Source organism: Bacteroidota bacterium (assembly GCA_018816945.1).
Lineage (GTDB): Bacteria > Bacteroidota > Bacteroidia > Bacteroidales.
Genome location: JAHIVC010000099.1, coordinates 382,889 through 401,988, shown reverse-complemented (window position 1 = coordinate 401,988; position 19,100 = coordinate 382,889). Strand labels below are relative to the sequence as shown.

15 protein-coding genes are annotated in these 19,100 nt (G+C 36.4%); 10 read left to right on the top strand and 5 right to left on the bottom strand.

The annotated features are described in order from the left end of the window. Position 1: 1 nt before the first annotated feature. Positions 2-607 carry a nitroreductase family protein gene (locus tag KKG99_15995; GenBank protein ID MBU1014500.1) on the top strand — a complete coding sequence of 202 codons (606 nt, stop codon included), beginning with the start codon at positions 2-4 and terminating at the stop codon, positions 605-607. Between the two features lie 107 nt (positions 608-714). Next, the gene (locus tag KKG99_15990) at positions 715-1,701 is read left to right on the top strand and encodes a M28 family peptidase (protein MBU1014499.1); all 987 of its coding nucleotides are present in this window, start codon (positions 715-717) and stop codon (positions 1,699-1,701) included. Between the two features lie 10 nt (positions 1,702-1,711). Here the strand turns inward: KKG99_15990 and KKG99_15985 are convergent, their stop codons facing one another. Further along, complete coding sequence (locus KKG99_15985) at positions 1,712-3,043, bottom strand: PhoH family protein (protein MBU1014498.1); 1,332 nt, start codon at positions 3,041-3,043, stop codon at positions 1,712-1,714. Positions 3,044-3,278: 235 nt separating this feature from the next. Here KKG99_15985 and polA point away from each other — a divergent pair, with 235 nt between their 5' ends. After that, positions 3,279-6,074: a DNA polymerase I gene (polA, locus tag KKG99_15980; protein MBU1014497.1), complete on the top strand. Its 2,796-nt coding sequence runs from the start codon at positions 3,279-3,281 to the stop codon at positions 6,072-6,074. A gap of 51 nt (positions 6,075-6,125) precedes the next feature. Here the strand turns inward: polA and KKG99_15975 are convergent, their stop codons facing one another. Beyond that, entirely contained in the window at positions 6,126-6,833 is a 708-nt protein-coding gene (locus KKG99_15975) for a TonB-dependent receptor plug domain-containing protein (protein MBU1014496.1), read from the bottom strand. Between the two features lie 60 nt (positions 6,834-6,893). Next, positions 6,894-7,601 carry a TonB-dependent receptor plug domain-containing protein gene (locus tag KKG99_15970; protein ID MBU1014495.1) on the bottom strand — a complete coding sequence of 236 codons (708 nt, stop codon included), beginning with the start codon at positions 7,599-7,601 and terminating at the stop codon, positions 6,894-6,896. Positions 7,602-7,928: 327 nt separating this feature from the next. Between KKG99_15970 and KKG99_15965 the strand changes: the two genes are divergently transcribed. The 3 genes from KKG99_15965 to KKG99_15955 all read left to right on the top strand — a co-directional run bounded on the left by KKG99_15965 (position 7,929) and on the right by KKG99_15955 (position 10,611). Further along, positions 7,929-8,528 (top strand): hypothetical protein, encoded by a 600-nt coding sequence (locus KKG99_15965; GenBank protein MBU1014494.1) that lies wholly within the window; start codon positions 7,929-7,931, stop codon positions 8,526-8,528. 117 nt (positions 8,529-8,645) lie between these two features. Continuing rightward, positions 8,646-9,761, top strand: a complete 1,116-nt coding sequence (locus KKG99_15960; GenBank protein ID MBU1014493.1) for an ROK family protein — start codon at positions 8,646-8,648, stop codon at positions 9,759-9,761. Positions 9,762-9,765: 4 nt separating this feature from the next. Continuing rightward, entirely contained in the window at positions 9,766-10,611 is an 846-nt protein-coding gene (locus tag KKG99_15955) for an MBL fold metallo-hydrolase (protein ID MBU1014492.1), read from the top strand. Positions 10,612-10,722: 111 nt separating this feature from the next. On the opposite strand, the gene KKG99_15950 is transcribed toward KKG99_15955, so the two are convergent. Both KKG99_15950 and KKG99_15945 read right to left on the bottom strand, forming a co-directional pair. Next, positions 10,723-11,568, bottom strand: coding sequence for a hydroxymethylglutaryl-CoA lyase (locus KKG99_15950; protein MBU1014491.1), 846 nt, complete (start codon positions 11,566-11,568; stop codon positions 10,723-10,725). A gap of 71 nt (positions 11,569-11,639) precedes the next feature. Further along, complete coding sequence (locus tag KKG99_15945; protein MBU1014490.1) at positions 11,640-12,650, bottom strand: pyruvate carboxyltransferase; 1,011 nt, start codon at positions 12,648-12,650, stop codon at positions 11,640-11,642. 261 nt (positions 12,651-12,911) lie between these two features. Here KKG99_15945 and KKG99_15940 point away from each other — a divergent pair, with 261 nt between their 5' ends. The 4 genes from KKG99_15940 to KKG99_15925 all read left to right on the top strand — a co-directional run bounded on the left by KKG99_15940 (position 12,912) and on the right by KKG99_15925 (position 18,983). Further along, a complete protein-coding gene (locus KKG99_15940) occupies positions 12,912-14,519 on the top strand; it encodes a methylcrotonoyl-CoA carboxylase (protein ID MBU1014489.1) in 1,608 nt (535 codons plus the stop codon). Between the two features lie 99 nt (positions 14,520-14,618). Then, positions 14,619-15,407 carry an enoyl-CoA hydratase/isomerase family protein gene (locus KKG99_15935; protein ID MBU1014488.1) on the top strand — a complete coding sequence of 263 codons (789 nt, stop codon included), beginning with the start codon at positions 14,619-14,621 and terminating at the stop codon, positions 15,405-15,407. A 19-nt stretch (positions 15,408-15,426) separates the two neighbouring features. After that, positions 15,427-17,607 carry an oxaloacetate decarboxylase gene (locus KKG99_15930; GenBank protein MBU1014487.1) on the top strand — a complete coding sequence of 727 codons (2,181 nt, stop codon included), beginning with the start codon at positions 15,427-15,429 and terminating at the stop codon, positions 17,605-17,607. A gap of 230 nt (positions 17,608-17,837) precedes the next feature. Further along, on the top strand, positions 17,838-18,983 hold the full coding sequence (locus KKG99_15925) for an acyl-CoA dehydrogenase family protein (protein MBU1014486.1): 1,146 nt from the start codon (positions 17,838-17,840) through the stop codon (positions 18,981-18,983). The last annotated feature ends 117 nt before the right edge of the window (positions 18,984-19,100 follow it).

The window sequence follows — 19,100 nt, the reverse complement described above, 5'->3', positions numbered from 1 at the left end:
GATGACAAAAGCAGCTAAAACCAGCATTGAAATAAATCATCTTTTAGCAAATAGATGGAGCCCAAGGGCTTTTTGTGAAAAAAAGATTTCTGACGACTTACTTTTAAAACTGATTGAAGCGGCTCGATGGTCGCCATCAGCCAGCAATCTTCAGCCTTGGTATTTTATAATCGGCAAAAAACATGACGCAACCTATCGGAAAATATTCGAAACAATGGTTGAATTTAATCAACTATGGGCAATTCACGCACCGATTTTAATACTTAATTGTGGTGAAAGAACCGGAAAAGATGGTAGTGAAAACCAATCTTTCCGATATGATGTTGGACAAGCTGTTGCACATCTCACTTTTCAGGCAATGAGCGATGGTATTTATGCACATCAAATGGCTGGATTCTCCAAAGAAAAAGCCATCGAATTATTACAAATACCCAATAATTTTGAGCCATTAACGATAACTGCTCTGGGTTATATAGGTGACCCGTCAATTTTACCTTCCAGAATGCAAGTTTCCGAAAAGGCTGAACGAGAAAGAAAACCCATAAATGAAATTATATCTCAGGATGTTTTTGGCGCACCCGCTTCTTTAATCAATAAATCAAAATGATATAGCCATATTAATACTGTTCATACTAATCACGAATGTTAATAATAGATATTCTTCCGAAAAATCGGGAAAAGCTATGTGACCATTAAAATCAAAATTATTAACACATGAAAACAACATATTTCAAAGCATCTATATCCATCACTATTTTACTATTTAGTGTAGCCTGCGGAAATTCCAGGCCATCTGAGAAAAAGGTAAGTGCAACAATTGAAAAAAAAGAAATATTTATACCTTCATTTAATGCTGATTCGGCTTACTTTTTTGTAGCGCAACAATTATCTTTTGGACCCAGGGTTCCTGGTTCAACCGCTCATGCGAATTGTCTTTCTTATCTCGAAACTACGCTGAACCAATTTGGTGCAGCAGTTCAGATTCAAAATTTTAAAACGCGCTTGCCTGACGGGAATATTATTGAAGGCAAAAATATTATTGCTTCTTTTCAACCTGAAAAGAAAAACAGGATTTTGCTATGTGCTCATTGGGATTCTCGTCCAAATGCCGATCAAGATCCTGATCCCTCTAATCATAATAAGCCAATACAAGGGGCTAATGATGGGGCCAGCGGAGTTGGCGTATTATTAGAAATTGCTCGTCACTTAGGTCAGCATTATACTTCGGCTGGGATCGATATTGTTTTGTTTGATATTGAAGATTCAGGTAGTTATGGGAATAACGATAGTTGGGCATTGGGTTCTCAATATTGGTCAAAAAATCCACATCAGATTAATTATACTGCCAGATTTGGGATTTTGTTAGATATGGTTGGTGCCACTGATCCGATTTTCGCAAAAGAATCTACCTCAATGCATTATGCACCTGGCATTATGGATATGGTATGGAAAACAGCAGCAAAACTGGGCTATGCCGATTATTTTAAATCTATTTCCGGTGGTTCAATTCTCGATGACCATGTGCCAATTAACAAATACTTGAATATTCCAACCATCAATATTATCGATTATGATGATAACAGTTCCACAGGATTTTTTGAACACTGGCATACCATAGGGGATGATCTCTCTGTAATAGACCCGATAAGTTTAGGAGTGGTAGGGCGTACCGTGATGACCGTTATTTTTGAAGAAAAGTAGTATCTGATTCCTACAAAAGTTCATTCGCCAGATTTGCCAGTTCCGAACGTTCTCCTTTCTCTAAACGAACATGAGCGTATATTTCATGGTGTTTAATTTTATCGATCAAATATGATAATCCATTACTTTGAGAATCAAGATAAGGAGTATCAATTTGATATACATCTCCCGTGAAAATAATTTTGGTATTCTCACCAGCCCGTGTAATAATGGTCTTCACTTCGTGAGGTGTCAGGTTCTGTGCCTCATCAACGATAAAACAAACATTCGAAATACTTCTACCCCGGATATAGGCAAGTGGTGTAATCACCAGTTTTTCCGAATCTATCGCATTGGTAATCACCTTGAATTCCTTATCACTTTCACTGTACTGATTCTGGATGAATTTTAGATTGTCCCAGAGGGGTTCCATGTATGGATTGATTTTTTCTTTAATATTTCCCGGCAGATAGCCTATATCCTTATTGCTTAACGGAACGATTGGCCTGGCCAGATAAATCTGCTTAAAAGAACGTTTTTGATCAAGGGCACCTGCAAGCGCAATTAATGTTTTACCAGTACCGGCCACACCTTGAAGCGTTACCAGTTTTACATCAGGATTCATAATGGCATGGATCGCAAAAACCTGTTCGGCATTTCGGGGTGAAATTTTATACGCCTGTCTTTTTTCAACCCGCTCAACCAATTTAGTCACAGGATTAAAAAAACCAAGCGCAGATGTTCGGTTATTTTTTAAAATAAAATAATGATTTGGATGGCAAGCTTTTTCTCCAATATCAGCCAGGGTGCAACTTCCTTCTATATAAAGTTTATCAATCACAGCTTTATCAACATCCTCAATAACCGATTTTCCTGAATATAATGAATCAACGTCTTTCACCTTGCCAGTTTCAAAATCTTCGGCAGGAATGCTTAAAGATTTGGCCTTAAGCCTCAGGTTTATATCCTTGGTCACTAAAATCACTTTCTTATCCGGATTTTCGTTAGCCAGAACGATTGCAGCATTTAAGATTCGATGGTCGGGTTTATTTTCGCCAAAAATCTTGACAGCATCCAATTCACTTTTTTCATTCATCACAACCTTAAAATTTCCTTTTCCTTTTCCATCTAAGGGAATCCAATTCTGCAGTGTAATTTTACCTGATAAGCGATCCATGATACGAATAAATTCACGAGCTTCAAAATTTTTGATTTCGTTGCCTTTCTTGAAATTATCGAGCTCTTCAAGCACTGTTATAGGAATGGCTACATCATTATCATCAAAACTATGCAGGGCACCATGATTATACAATATAACTGAAGTGTCGAGCACAAATATCTTCTTTTGCTTCCTCTTTGCCATAATTTTAGGTATTGTATACGGGTAAAGTTAACCATAAAAATGCTTAAAAATAATGGATGAGCCACAAATTAATAACAAATCAAAAAATATCCGGAAAGCATTTATGATCTAAAATCCTGATCTTTTAAGTATATTTGCATAATTGGGAATTACTGATTTATAGGTGCTCATCCACATTATTCATTCTGAACGATCCTAATAATTTTGAACAAAAGAATAACACAAATTTTTGACGATGGCCGAACCAAAAAAACTTTTCTTACTTGACGCAATGGCATTGATTTACCGTGCTTATTTTGCACTTAATAAAAACCCCCGGATCAACTCAAAAGGATTAAATACCTCTGCAATTCTTGGTTTTGCCAATACCCTGATTGAGGTTTTAAAGAGTGAAAATCCCAGTCATATAGGGGTTGCCATTGATTCAAAAGCACCCACAGTTCGACACATTGAATTTGCTGCTTACAAAGCAAATCGTGAAGCAATGCCTGAAGATATATCCCTGGCGATCCCTTATATTATTCGATTAATAAAAGCACTAAATATTCCTTTAATCGCTCTGGATGGATACGAAGCTGATGATATCATAGGAACCCTTGCGAAAAAAGCTGAAAAAAAAGGCTATATTACTTACATGATGACTCCTGACAAGGATTTCGGACAATTGATTTCAGAAAACATTTTGATGTATAAGCCTGCCCGATTAGGTAATAAACCAGAGATTGTTGGAGTAAAAGAGATTTGTGAGAAATATGGTTTAAAACGGCCTGAACAATTCATTGATATTCTCGGACTTTGGGGAGATGCTTCAGATAATATTCCGGGGGTTCCCGGGGTTGGTGAAAAAACGGCTTCAAAACTTATTGGTGAATTTGACAGCTTGGAAAATCTATTAAAAAAAACACATCAACTGAAGGGAAAACTAAAAGAAAATTTGGAAGCTTTCAGTGAACAAGCGATTATGTCAAAACAACTGGCAACGATCATCTTGGATGTTCCGGTCGATTTTGATGAAAACCTGTTAGAGATCAATGAACCGGATATTCCTGTCCTTAAACAATTATTTGCTGAACTTGAATTTCGTCAGTTGGCCCAAAGATTTTTCACGGATCAACCAGCTCAACCTAGCGTTGTGGTGAAGCAAGACAATAATACTTATGCGGATTTGTTCAGCGAATTACCCGAAAATGAAAGATTAATTCCTGACAAAAGCAATATTTCAACGGTAGCCCACTCTTATACTCTGGTTGATTCTTCAGCAGCACGTAAAGAGTTAATTGAAGCATTAAGTTCAAAATCTTCATTTTGTTTTGATACCGAAACTACCGATAAGGATGCGAATAACGCAGAAATTGTCGGCTTATCATTTGCCTTTGAAATTAGCAAGGCATTTTATGTACCATTACCTGAAAATTATAATGAATGTCTGCGGATTCTCTCTGAATTTAAGGCTCTCTTTGAAAATGAAAAAATTGAGAAAGTCGGACAAAATATCAAATACGATATTACGATTTTAAAATGGTATGAGATTGAAGTGAAAGGTCCGCTATTTGACACAATGATTGCACACTATTTACTTGAACCTGATTTACGTCACGGGATGGATTATCTGGCAGAAACTTATTTGAAATATAGGCCCATAAGTTATGATGAAATCACCGAAAAAAAACGAGGACATCAGCTTAACATGAGGCAGGTTCAGCAGTATAAGCTTTCTCAATTGGTTGATTATGCTTGCGAAGACGCAGATATTACGCTGCAACTATCAAAATTATTCAGACCAAAGTTAAAAGAATCAGGTACGCTTGAATTATATGAAAAAATTGAAGGGCCTCTCATTCCGGTCCTGGTTTCGATGGAAACAGAAGGTGTCAGACTTGATTTTGAGGTCCTGAATACTTACTCTAAAGAGTTGCATGAAGAATTACTGAAAATCAGAGATCGGATTTATGGTCATGCAGGACAAGAATTTAATATTGCATCTCCAAAACAGTTGGGCGAAATTTTATTTGACCGTTTAAAAATAATTGATAACGCCAAAAAAACCAAGACCAAGCAATATTCTACAGGAGAAGATATTTTACAGAAATTAGTAAATAAGCATCCCATTATTTCTGAAATATTGGATTTTCGCACTTTGACCAAATTAAAATCAACGTATGTTGATACTTTACCCGAATTGGTAAATCCTCGTGATGGACGTATCCACACTTCTTATATGCAAACGGTGGCGTCAACCGGAAGATTAAGTTCACAAAATCCAAATCTTCAAAATATTCCTATCCGCACAGAAAAAGGCCGGGAAATTCGGAGAACTTTTATCCCGAGAGACGAAAACCATATTCTATTTGCTGCAGATTATTCGCAAATCGAATTGAGAATTATTGCAGAATTAAGCAAAGATCAACAAATGATTGCAGCATTCAAGGATGGGATCGACATTCATACGGCAACCGCATCAAAGGTTTATGGTGTTGGTCTTGATGAAGTTACAAAAGATATGCGCAGAAATGCGAAAATGGTCAACTTTGGTATTATTTACGGTATTTCTGCCTTTGGCTTATCTGAACGATTATCAATTCCACGAAAAGAAGCCGCTGAGATAATCGACCAGTATTTTAAGCAATATAAAGGTGTGAAAAATTACATGGAATCTACCATAAAGTCGGCTCGTGAAAAAGGTTATGTTGAAACCATTATGGGCCGTCGCAGGTATTTGAATGATATTAATTCAAATAACGCCATAGTTAGAGGGTTTGCAGAAAGAAATGCCATCAATGCCCCTATACAGGGTTCATCTGCAGACATGATCAAGATTGCCATGATTCGCATTTATGAAGAATTCGAGAAACAAAAACTTCAATCAAAAATGATCCTTCAAGTACATGATGAGTTGGTTTTTGATACTTTGAAATCGGAATTGCAGATCGTACAAAAAATTGTGGAAAACAGTATGAAAAACGCCATAAAAATGGAAGTACCAATTGTTGTTGATATAAACACAGGCAATAACTGGCTAGAGGCACATTAACGAAAGAATTAAATAGCCCAATTTGAAAATTAGATTTGAGTATTTAAAGTCTTATTTATTACCGCTTCTCAAATTAATAATGATTACACCCATACTCCCTCTTGAGCCATATATGGCTGCAGAAGGTCCTTTAAGTACAGAAATTGATTGTACATCTCTTGGATTAATATGATCGATAGAGTTTGTCTCCATCCCATTCACAACAAATAATGGATTTCCTTGGGCAGTTAATGAAGAAATCCCTCTGATCGTTATTTGTTTTCCGGTAACGGCAACACCAGCAACCTTACCCTTTATCATTTCATAGATATCAGTATACGTGTTATCTTTTATCACATTATCTTCAACATTAGCTATACTCGAAGTACTGTGCTTCTTACTAACCTTACCATATCCATAATCGAGCATTTTACCTTCCTCTGAACTAACATAGTTGGAATTTGTCGAATCAGCTAATAAAATAAAATTAATTTTAGTTCTTCCGGTAAAATTCACCTCGATACCACCATGATTGAACGAATATGCCATTATAGTTTTTGTATCCGGCTGTACTTTTATTTTATAAAACCCTTTTTTATTGGTCATTACATCAGATATCGCATCATCCACAATAATTGAAACCCCTTCAAGAGGCATTTCATACACATCGGTTACATAACCACTTACTAATATTTTTTTTGTCTTCTTTTTTTCTTGAGCAAAAGATACTTCAACTACCAATAGTGACAAAGCTATTATAACGATTGTTTTTAATTTCATTTTTTTCTAATTATTTATATGGTAAAAACTATTATTCATTTTCCCTTTTAACATTGAGTGCTATTTTTTAATCGATCCGCTCTTGGTTGTTATCAGGATTACTCCGTTTGCACCCTTAACGCCATAGATTGCAGTTGCAGGACCTTTGATAATAGAGATTGATTTTACATCCCTTGGATTGATATACTCAATAGAATAGGTCGCAGAACCATCTACGACAAAAAGTGGCTGCGTACCCCCATTAATTGAATTTGTTCCCCTAATAAGAACAGAACTTCCACTTACAACTACACCGGGAACCTGACCTTGAATCATATCAAATATGTTTTTATAATTAAAATCGTCCGATTTCTCGCCATCTATTACCCCGTAACTAGATGCTAGGTTGCTCTTTAGTGCATTTCCATACCCTAGGTCAACCAGTTGATCTTTTGGTATATACTTTCCTTCATTTGATGTATTTGGCTCCAATATAAAATTTATTTTTGTCCTTCCGGTAAATTCAACTTCCAATCCACCGTTTAACATCGTGTAGACCATCAAAGTTTTTATTTCGGGCTTAACATTAATTTTATAAAATCCTTTCGAATTGGTGGACTTATTAAGTGTAACTCCATCGACAATAATTGTCACTCCTGATAAAGGTTTTTTATTGCCATCAGTAACATACCCACTAAGGGTAATTTTTTTCTGCTTTTTAGTTTGAGCAAAAGATACTTCAACTACCAATAGTGACAAAGCTATTATAACGATTGTTTTTAATTTCATTTTCTAATTGTTTTGGTGAGATTGTTACTTTATTTAAAATGAATTATTTTTTTTGACTTTTTACTAACTTTATTAATGATGATTTACTGAAACTCAACCCTACCTATAAATAATGATTTGATCGTTAATAATATGATTTATCTGTAAATCAGAATATTAAAATTACATAATTAAATGTCAATTTCTAAGTATTGTCAAAATAAATTGATTTTTTTTCATAATTATCCAAAATCTATACCAAACATTTAATTTAATTATATTTAAAATTGGCACGCTGTTTGGATAACTCTGATTGGAAGCGGAATTGTTAATCTAAATACAAAAGTGATGAAAAGGACAATATTTTCAAAACTAAATGAAAAAATCCAAGAAAGTGAATCAATGAATTTTCTCTCTGGATATAAAATAATTATTGCCGGGGTTTTACTGCTTTTTCTTAGTTCATGTCAAAAAGAGTATTGGGGTTACGACGGATTTGATGGTAAAGCTTTTATTGCACTAAGCTGGACTGACTCAGAACCTGATTATATTGATCCAGGTACCAATGCAATACCTTCAAATTTTTATTGGGATGACTACTACCGAATTCGCCCGGGTATTTATACCCTCTATTATGATGGTATGGTTGGAACAAGAAATGGCTGGGTTGAATATGCCTGGGAAGTTGACTACGAAATATGGATTAATTATGGGGAACCTGGATCGCGATTTTATGATGGAATGGACGGATTGGATAACTACTTTGTACTTGAATGTAACCCTTACGGACCTGATATTTTTCTTGATCTAAAATCTAAATCCCTAAATTCAAACTATAAAATCATTAGTTCGACAGATGACATGAAAGTAGTTTTAACTGAGAACGAATATTTTAGCATGAAGGCAACGTATCGTAAAGTAGAAAAAAGAACACATGCTCAACAGTAAGTCCTTAAATAAAAGGGCGTACTTCTATATATATAACACATCCAACGGACCTGCCAATTTTTGGCAGGTCTTTTTATTAAATTATTTCTAATTTTAAGGTCTCATTTAAAAAAACATATGGATTATTTCAAAGATGAAAGAATTGTGCTTACCCTTGATGCCGGAGGTACAAATTTTGTTTTTTCTGCAATTCAATCCGGAAAAGGACTTGGTCAACCTATCAGTAGGCAAATTAAGGGTTTGAAACTTAAAGAAATTTTAGTAACAATGATTGATGGATTTCAACAACTAAACGAAAACACAAAACATCAAGCTGTTGCAATAAGTTTCAGTTTTCCGGGGCCTGCCGATTACAAGAATGGTATTATTGGTGACCTTCAAAATATTCCTGAATTCAGAGGTGGGATTGCACTGAAGGCAATGCTTGAAAATGAATTCAAACTTCCTGTGTATATTAATAATGACGGCGATTTATTTGCATTGGGAGAGTCGATGGTTGGCCTGCTTCCAGAAATTAATTCCATTTTTAAGCAACAAGGAAGTTTTAGAAAATTTAATAATTTATTGGGAGTAACATTGGGAACAGGATACGGTGCAGGGATCGTTCATAATGAGATTCTGTTTTGTGGTGATAACTCGGCAAGTGCTGAAATAAACCGCTTTCGGAATAAACTTTATCCTGAAACAAGTGCAGAAGATAGCCTAACAATCAGAGGGATTAAGCGGGTTTATGCCAGAGAATCCGGTTTACCCATACATCAGGTTCCGGAACCGGATCTCATATGTAAAATTGGAATGGGTCAATCTGATGGGAATCAAAAAGCAGCCTTAAAAGCTTTTCATGAATTAGCAGTTGTAGCAGGTGATACCTTAGCAAGTGCCACCAGTTTGATTGATGGTTTAATAGTAATAGGTGGTGGCTTATCTGGGGCTCATTCGCTCTTTATTCAATCATTGGTTGATGAAATGAATTCCAATTTTATAACCCTAAGTTCTAATCGTTTAAGCAGAATGGAAGTACGGGCATTTAATCTTGAATCTACCGAAGAACTGAAAGCATTTCTAGAAAATTCAGAAATAAAAATTAAAGTACCTTTCTCTAAACAAGAACAAATTTATGACCCCATTAAAAAAATTGGCGTTGGAATCAGTAAATTAGGAACCTCAAAAGCAACTTCAATAGGAGCATATGCATTTGCCTTGAATCAATTAGTTAAAAATATAAAAAAATAAATAGATGAAATTATACGCTATTGAAACCGGAAATTTAAAATTGGATGGAGGAGCCATGTTTGGTGTGGTTCCGAAGGTAATGTGGAACAAACTTTATCCTGCCGATGAAAATAATCTTTGCAATTGGGCCATGCGTTGTTTGCTAATTGATGACGGAGAACATGTTATTTTAATTGATAATGGAATTGGCGATAAACAAGACGAAAATTTCCTGAAACATTATTATTTAAATGGCGAAGCAACACTTGAAACTTCCTTAAATAAATACGGTTACACCACTGATGATGTCACGGATATGCTGCTTACCCACCTTCATTTTGATCATTGTGGCGGAAGTATCAAATACGATGAAAAAGGTAAGTTGGTTCCTGCTTTCAAGAATGCAAAATATTGGGTCAGCAAAGAACAGTATGAGTGGGCAACAAATCCAAATCGAAGGGAAAAAGCATCTTTCTTAAAAGAAAATATACTACCGATAAAAGAAAGCGGACAATTAAATATTGTAGAAAAAGAAGGTGAAATAATACCAAATATCTATGCCAAAATATTTAATGGACATACACAGGGTCAAATTATTCCACATATAAAATTTGGGGATAAAACCATTGCTTACACTGCCGATCTCTTCCCTTCTACAGCCCATATCCCAATGCCCTGGATTATGGCTTACGATACCAAACCTTTAATTACTCTTGAAGATCGTGAACGCTTTTTTAAAGAAGCTTTGGAAGAAGATGTCATTCTGTTTTTTGAGCATGATTTATATCATGAATGTTGCTCTATCGAAATGACAGAAAAAGGAGTGAAGGTTAAAGAAACCTTTACATTAAATAAATTGGTAGCCAACTAAATTTATGAATTTTTGTCTAATATTTAAAGTCTAACGTCTTATATCTTAATTTATAAAAACGCTTATGAAATAGGAGACTGTATTTTAATGTTTTCTTATATCAAACTCACATTAAAATAAGCTTTTGATCATCTTGACACAAAACTCAAATTGATCTTTATCTATCTGGGTTTCGATATTTTTATCCTCGAAATAAGAATATAAATTGGTGGTATTCAGGTTTGAAAGTAGTTCATAACCCGTCATCGGACAACCGCCTATTCCGCCAATAACCGTATCAAATCGCTCGACACCGGAATTATAAGCGGCATCTACTTTCTCAAACCAAGTATCTTTACTGCTATGTAAATGAAATCCAAATTCAATATCGGGATAGGCCGGAATAATTGAGGTATAAACTTCTTTGATCTTTTGAGGGGTTGATTCTCCGGTAATATCCGACAAAGGGATTATTTTAACTCCCTTCGCAATTAATCTCTCAATCCATTGGTGAATAATTTCCAAACTCCAAAGATCACCATATGGGTTTCCAAAACCCATGGTCAAATAAACTACCAATTCTTTATGATGCTTATTGCAATTATTTACAATTTCGTCCAAATCGTTTTCTGCTTTCTTAAAATCTGCATTAATATTCTTTTTAAGGAAAGTTTCTGAAATTGAAAATGGATAAATTAACTGATCAATTTGTTCGAAACCAGCGGCTGTTATGGCTCCTTTTTCATTCCCCACCAAAACCATAATTTTTGACTTGGTACTTGACAAATCCAAATTTCTGATCACTTGAGCAGTATCTGTCATTTGAGGAACTGCTTTTTCAGAAACGAAAGATCCAACATCAATGGCATCAAATCCAACCTTTAGCAAAGCATTGATATATTCAATTTTTTTTGCTGTCGGAATAAAGGGTTTCAACCCCTGAAATCCATCTCTTGCTGTTTCGATTATTTTAATCATCAATCAAAGCTAAACAAAAAAGGTGTTTGCTCAGATACTGAGAAACACCTTCTTTTAATTGTAAATCTAATTTATTTTCTTCCCGAGAGTTCCTTTGGAATCCTTCCATTTTTAATAGCTTCCGAACGCAATGGCCTTCCACAAATTCTTTCAACCATCCTACCTATTTCAAGTACTTTATCCACATCCAAACCAGTATCAATACCCATTTCATCCATCATAACTACCATGTCTTCCATCGAAACTAAACCAACTATTGAAGGGTCCTTATAATAATATTTGCCGGTACCCGATACCGGAACTCCACTTACAAAATTCGCAGGCTGACCGCCAATTCCTCCCATGGTTGCTTCATAATTTGTCATCCCGGCCTGAAGTGCAGCCAATACATTTGCCAATCCCCAACCTCTTGTTTGATGAAAATGAACGATATGTTTTTCAGGATTCGGTATGGCATCCAACAGCATCGAATAATATCTGTAAACCCTGTCGGGAGATGCGGAACCATCATGATCGGCATGCTCAACATCATTGGCTCCAATATCCAACCAGCGTTTGGTAAAATCAATAGCTTTCGACATTTCGGTCGGACCTTCAATAGGGCAACCCCAAATGGTACTAACGGTTCCGTTTACCTTAATCCCTGCATCATGCGCTTTCGGAATCCATTCTTCGCACATTTTAAAATATTCTTCAATGCTAAGTCCGGAATTTTGACGTTGATGTGATTCACTTGTTGAAACCATGACCAAAACGCGATCAGGGCCCCAACCCTCTTTTTTTGCTTGAATTGCGCGTTCTATTGCTTTTTCCCTAATTGTTATAGCGGTTACAGAAACCTTATCAATGAGGTGGGCAACTTTTTTACTTTTATAGAGCAACTTCAATAGGGTGTCTGAATCTTTAAATTGAGGCATCCCATGCGGATTTCCAAGATTGGTAGCTTCAACATGCTTAAATCCGGCCAACATTAATTGTTCCAGAACCCATAGTTTTGCTTCAGTTGGAATAAATATTTCTTCATGTTGAAATCCATCCCTAACTGTTATATCACCGATTGTTACTTTTTTGGGGTAATTCATAATAATATTTTTAAAGTTTTATAATTTGATCCGTTGCATTTGCTAATGTCTGCGTAATTTTTTCCTTTGTGAACACATTATGTTTCTATATTTACTAATATGTATGATTTCTGATTATTTTCAATTGAATAAAATTTTCACTATACTTGCATCTTGTATAAAAAGAGTTGTTAATCCGCTAACAACTCGAGTAAAAATACAAAAAAATTGACAAATACAATACCTGGAAGTGAAAATATAGTCAAACGAAAAAATTGAAACGTGTTTAAGCTAGAAACTAAAATTGACACAAGCTCTGATGAGTTTAAGAAAAACAAAGAAGATTTTTTAAAGCTCCTTAGCGAATACAAAGCGATCCATAAACAGGTTAAGAAAGGTGGTGGCGACTCTACAGTTAAGAAACATAAAGAGCGTGGAAAATTATTAGCCAGAGAACGTATTGACAAGTTAATAGATCCCAATACCCCATTTCTTGAACTTTCTGCCCTGGCTGCTTTTAAAATGTATGACGATGGCCATCCATCTGCCGGTATCATTACCGGTATTGGTGTAATTAATGGTCGCGAAACTGTTATCATTGCGAATGATGCCACTGTTAAAGGGGGTACTTATGTCAAAGAAGGTATCAAGAAACATTTAAGGGCTCAGGAAATTGCAATGGACAGCCAGCTTCCCTGTGTTTATATGGTAGATTCAGGTGGGGTATTTTTACCTGAGCAAGCAAACGTATTTCCAGACAAAGAACATTTTGGACGCTTTTTCTATAACCAGGCAAAAATGTCGGCACAAGGCATCCCTCAAATTGCCATTGTAATGGGTTCATGTACAGCCGGAGGAGCTTACGTTCCTGCGATGAGCGATGAAACAATTATTGTCAAGAATCAAGGTACGATTTTCCTCGGTGGACCCCCATTGGTGAAAGCTGCTACCGGCGAAGTGGTAACTCCCGAAGAATTAGGCGGAGCAGAAGTTCATACAACCCACTCGGGTGTTGCCGATCACATGGCCGACGATGATGTTCATGCCATTCAAATTTGCCGAAATATTTTCCAAAATCTGGATAAAAAAGACAAACAAAAGCTTGATCTAAGTCCGATTGAAGAACCTCTTTACGATCCAAAAGAACTTTATGGCATTGCACCTATTGATTTACGAAAAATGGTAGATCCATTGGAAATCATCATGCGCATGGTTGATGGAAGTAAGTTTCACGAATTCAAAGCAAAATACGGTACCTCTTTAGTTACCGGTTTTGCGAAAATCATGGGTTATCCGGTTGGTATTATTGCCAATAAAGGAATCCTATTTAACGAATCAGCACTTAAAGGAGCGCATTTTATTGAATTGTGTTGTGCCCGTAAAATACCATTGGTTTTTCTTCAAAACATTACCGGATTTATTGTTGGTAAAGATTATGAAAGAAAAGGAATTGCCAAGGATGGTGCAAAACTGGTACATGCCGTTGCAAATGCAAATGTTCCTAAATTCACGGTAATATTTGGAGGTTCCTTCGGAGCAGGCAATTATGGAATGGCTGGTCGTGCATACAGCCCCAACCTTTTATTTATGTGGCCAAATGCCAAAATTTCGGTAATGGGTGGACGACAAGCTGCAAATGTATTGATAACCGTTAAAAAGGATCAATACGAAGCCAAGGGTAAAACAATGCCACAAGAAGAAATTGATGAACTTCGAAATAGTATTATCGAAAAATACGACCATGAAGGTTCAGCATACTATAGCACGGCTCGTTTATGGGATGATGGGATCATTGATCCTGTTGATACCCGAAAAGTTTTGGCAATGGGAATCTCCATGTCTTTAAATAAGCCATTTGACGATCAGAAATTTGGCGTTTTCAGAATGTAAATCAAAACAGATGAAACGAGCATGTTCTTTTTATACACCCGAAGATGGAAATATCCCATGCGAGTTCCATCCGACCAATTTAAATAAAAAAATCTGCGGATGAAATCTTTTAATAATATCGAATTCGAGCTTCAGGAACAAGTTGGCACTATATGGCTAAACAGGCCTGATAAACATAATGCATTGAATGCTGAAATGATATCGGAAATTATTGATTGTTTCGAATTGTTAAATGATGATCCGGAAGTTCGGGTACTACTTTTAAAAGGTAGGGGAAAATCATTTTGTGCCGGTGCTGACCTCAATTATATGAAGGGTATTGCTGAATTTGGCTTCAAAGAAAATTATGAAGACAGCTTAAAACTGGCCAAATGCTTTAATACAATCTATACGTGCAAAAAACCCACCATTGCTCTAGTGCAGGGTGCTGCTATTGGTGGTGCCAATGGTTTACTGGCAGCATGCGATTTTGTATTTTGTACAGAGGATGCAAAATTCGCATTCTCTGAAGTTAAATTAGGCATTGCCCCTGCAACAATTTCACTATACGTTCTTAAACGGATTGGCGAATTCAGAGCCAGGGATTTAATGTTGAGTGGAAGACGTTTTACAGGAATTGAAGCAGCACAATATCAGTTGGCAAATTCGGCTCAACCTGAAAGTGAGATTGAAGAAAATGCCAATAAAATGGTTCAATTCTTATTAAGTAGTGGCCCTAACGCGATTACTGCTTGTAAAGAATTAATTTATAACATCAGTAATAAATACGATTTTGAAAGTGCTATTGATTACAGCGCTAAACTAATAGCCGAATTAAGAGCTTCCAAAGAAGGACAAGAGGGAATGGCTTCTTTTCTTGAAAAGAGAAAGCCTAATTGGGTCAAATAAATTTTATAACGAATTAAGAATGAAGAAGAGACAAATTAAATTCAGCCTGGTTTACCGAGATATGTGGCAATCTTCCGGAAAATATGTTCCAAGGATTGATCAATTAAAGAAAATTGCACCTGTTATAATCGATATGGGATGTTTTGCAAGAGTTGAAACCAATGGTGGTGCTTTTGAGCAGGTTAACTTATTATATGGAGAGAACCCAAATACAGCAGTTCGTGAATGGACCCAACCTTTTAATGATGTAGGAATACAAACCCACATGCTTGAACGTGCATTGAACGGTATTCGTATGTTCCCGGTACCTGCCGATGTGAGACGATTGATGTATAAAGTGAAGAAAGCTCAGGGAACTGATATTTCCCGTTCTTTCTGCGGATTAAATGATCATAGAAATCTGGAACTCTCCGTTAAATATGCGAAAGAAGCCGGAATGATTTCACAGGCTGCCTTAAGTATTACACATTCCGCCATACATACTGTAGATTATTATGCCGAATTAGCCGACCGGGTAATTGAGTACGGTGCTGATGAAATTTGCTTGAAAGATATGGCTGGTATTGGTCGTCCGGCAAGCCTTGGTGAATTAGTTAGCAGAATCAAAAAGAAACATCCACACATTGCAATTCAATATCATGGTCATTCCGGTCCGGGTTTTTCAGTAGCTTCAATGCTTGAAGTTGCAAGAGCAGGAGCAGATTATATTGATGTGGCCATGGAACCATTAAGTTGGGGAATGATACACCCTGACGTTATTACCATACAGGCAATGTTAAAAGATGCCGGATTTGATGTTCCGGAAATCAACATGAAAGCTTATATGGAAGCAAGGGCACTTACCCAAAGTTTCATGGACGATTTCCTTGGATATTTTATAGATCCAAAAAACATGCTCCTTTCATCCTTAATGGTAGGATCAGGATTACCCGGTGGTATGATGGGCAGCTTAATGGCCGATTTAAAAGGCGTTCATGATGGTATCAATTACTCGTTAAAAGCGAATGGAAAAGATCAGATTAATCAGGATGAATTGCTGATTAGACTTTTTGATGAGGTTGCTTATGTTTGGCCAAAACTTGGATATCCACCATTGGTAACCCCTTTCAGTCAATATGTAAAAAATGTAGCCCTCTTGAATCTGGTTCAATTATCAAAAGGAGAAGAGCGTTATTCTATTATTGATGAAAATACCTGGAATATGATTTTGGGCAAAGCCGGTAAATTACCCGGTCCTTTGGCACCCGAACTTCTTGCTTTAGCAAAAAAACAAAACAGGGAATTCTATACAGGAGTCCCACAAGATGCGTATCCGGATGAATTGGATAAATTCCGAAAAGAAATGCTGGAGAATGGCTGGGATACCGGCCCTGATGATGAAGAACTTTTTGAATTTGCAATGCACGAAACACAATATCGCGATTATAAATCCGGACTGGCTAAAAAACGTTTTGAAGAAGAAATAGCGAAAAAACGTACGCCTGCTCCAACAACTTCAACAACCCCTAAAACTTCAGTAGCTGTGAAAGAAGATCAATCTCCAAACAGGAATAATTACACCAAAGGTGCAGTTGAAAACCAAGTGGCAATACTGGCATATTTGCTCCATTCCTTAAACAAAGAAGCAAGCGACAAATCTTATTTGGATCCAAAGCATGATGTTTGGAATGCGATAGGATATTGGAGAAACCTAATGTCACTACAAATTAATTTTCAGGGTGCAGATCATGAAATTGAAATTAATAAATCGAAAGATGACAATTATCAATTTATCTTCGATGAAGTTGGATATGATTGCCAATTGATTTATATGAATCAAAATGAAGTTGATTTTAAAATTGGCAATAATACTTATTTTGCAAGTTTCACGAAGGCCGATGATGAAATGATCAAAGTTAGCATTAATGGCGGTGACTTTTTAATCAGACGAAATGATTTATTAGACACTGAACATACTTCTACTGTTGAAGATACTACTGTAAATGAAGAAAACGTTATTGTTTCTCCAATTCCGGGCCGGATATTTAAAATCATGGTTAAACCGGGTGATGTAGTGAAGAAAGATGACGTAGTTATAGTGATTGATGCCATGAAAATGGAAAATAATATATCGATCAAAAGAGATGGTAAAATTTCAAAAGTAATTGTTTTACTCGATGATATGGTAGATGCAGGTGCAGTATTGGTAGAAATTGAATAACACAATTTGAAAATTAGATAATTTGAAAATTTGGTAATTAAGATGTGATAACCTTAATGTGTCTATTTGGAAATGTGCTAATTTGAAAGTTCAATAAAATTACCAATTGTGTTATAAATTTGGCAGATAATTAGTTACAGCCAGACAGGTGCTTTTAAAATAATTCAATTTCTAAAACAATCTAATCATTTTCAAATTAACATATTTTCAAATCTTCAAATTAAATAACTATGAATTTCGATTTAAGTGAGGAACAAAAAATGATCCGCGAAGCGGTCCGCGACTTCGCTGAATTAGAAATTAAACCAATTGCCCAGGAATTAGACGAAAAAGCAGAGTTTTCCCTTGACCTGACACAAAAGATGGGAGAATTAGGCCTATTTGGAATGTGCCTGCCCGAGAAATACGGTGGACAGGGACTTGACACTTTATCTTACATCATTGCCGTTGAAGAATTAGCCAGGGTCGACAGCTCACAAGCTGCCACTCTTGCTGCCCACAATTCCCTAGGAATCGGGCCTCTGTATTATTACGGCACTGAAGAACAAAAACTAAAATACCTTCCCCCTCTTTGCACTGGTGAAGCGCTTTGGGGTTTCGGTTTGACCGAAGCTTCAGCCGGATCCGACTCGAGGGGAACTAAAACCAAAGCACGACTAGAGAATGGTCAATGGATAATTGATGGTTCAAAAATTTTCATCACCAACGGGTCTTCTGAAATTTCAGTTGGTTCAACTGTTCAGGCAGTAAGTGATGTGAAAAATGGTATACCTGAATTCACCTGTATTATTGTCGACAAAGATACTCCCGGCTTTAAGCGCAATACCATGCATGGCAAAATGATGTGGCGGGCTTCCGACACAGCCGAACTGTATTTTGAGGATTGCAAAGTTCCGGAAGGAAATCTTTTAGGAGAAGTGGGGCAAGGTTCCAAAATCATGCTAAGCACCCTTGATAATGGCCGGCTATCAATTGCCGCCATGGGCCTTGGATTGGCACAAGGAGCCTTTGAACTGGGTTTAAATTATGCTAACGAACGCAAACAATTTGGCAAACCCATCTCCAAATTTCAGGTGAATGCCTTTAAATTGGCCGATATGGCGCTAAAAATTGAGCTGGCGCGTAACCTGCTTTACAAAGCATGTTGGCTGAAAGATGAAAATAAACCCTTTGCTAAAGAGGCGGCCATGTCGAAATTGTATTGCTCGGAAATTGCGAAACAAGTTGCCGACGAAGCACTTCAATTGCATGGTGGTTACGGCCTTATGAAAGATTACGCGATTGAACGATTTTTCCGCGATCAACGATTATTGCAAATTGGCGAAGGAACATCGGAAATTCAGCGATTGGTGATTTCACGCTATATAGGTTGTTAATTTGAAAATTATTCAATTTGAAAATTTGATAATATTTGAGGAGAACGAGTCATTTTCAAATTAGCACATTTTCAAATCTTCAAATTCATTTTTGAGCAACCCTTATGTGCTTAATTC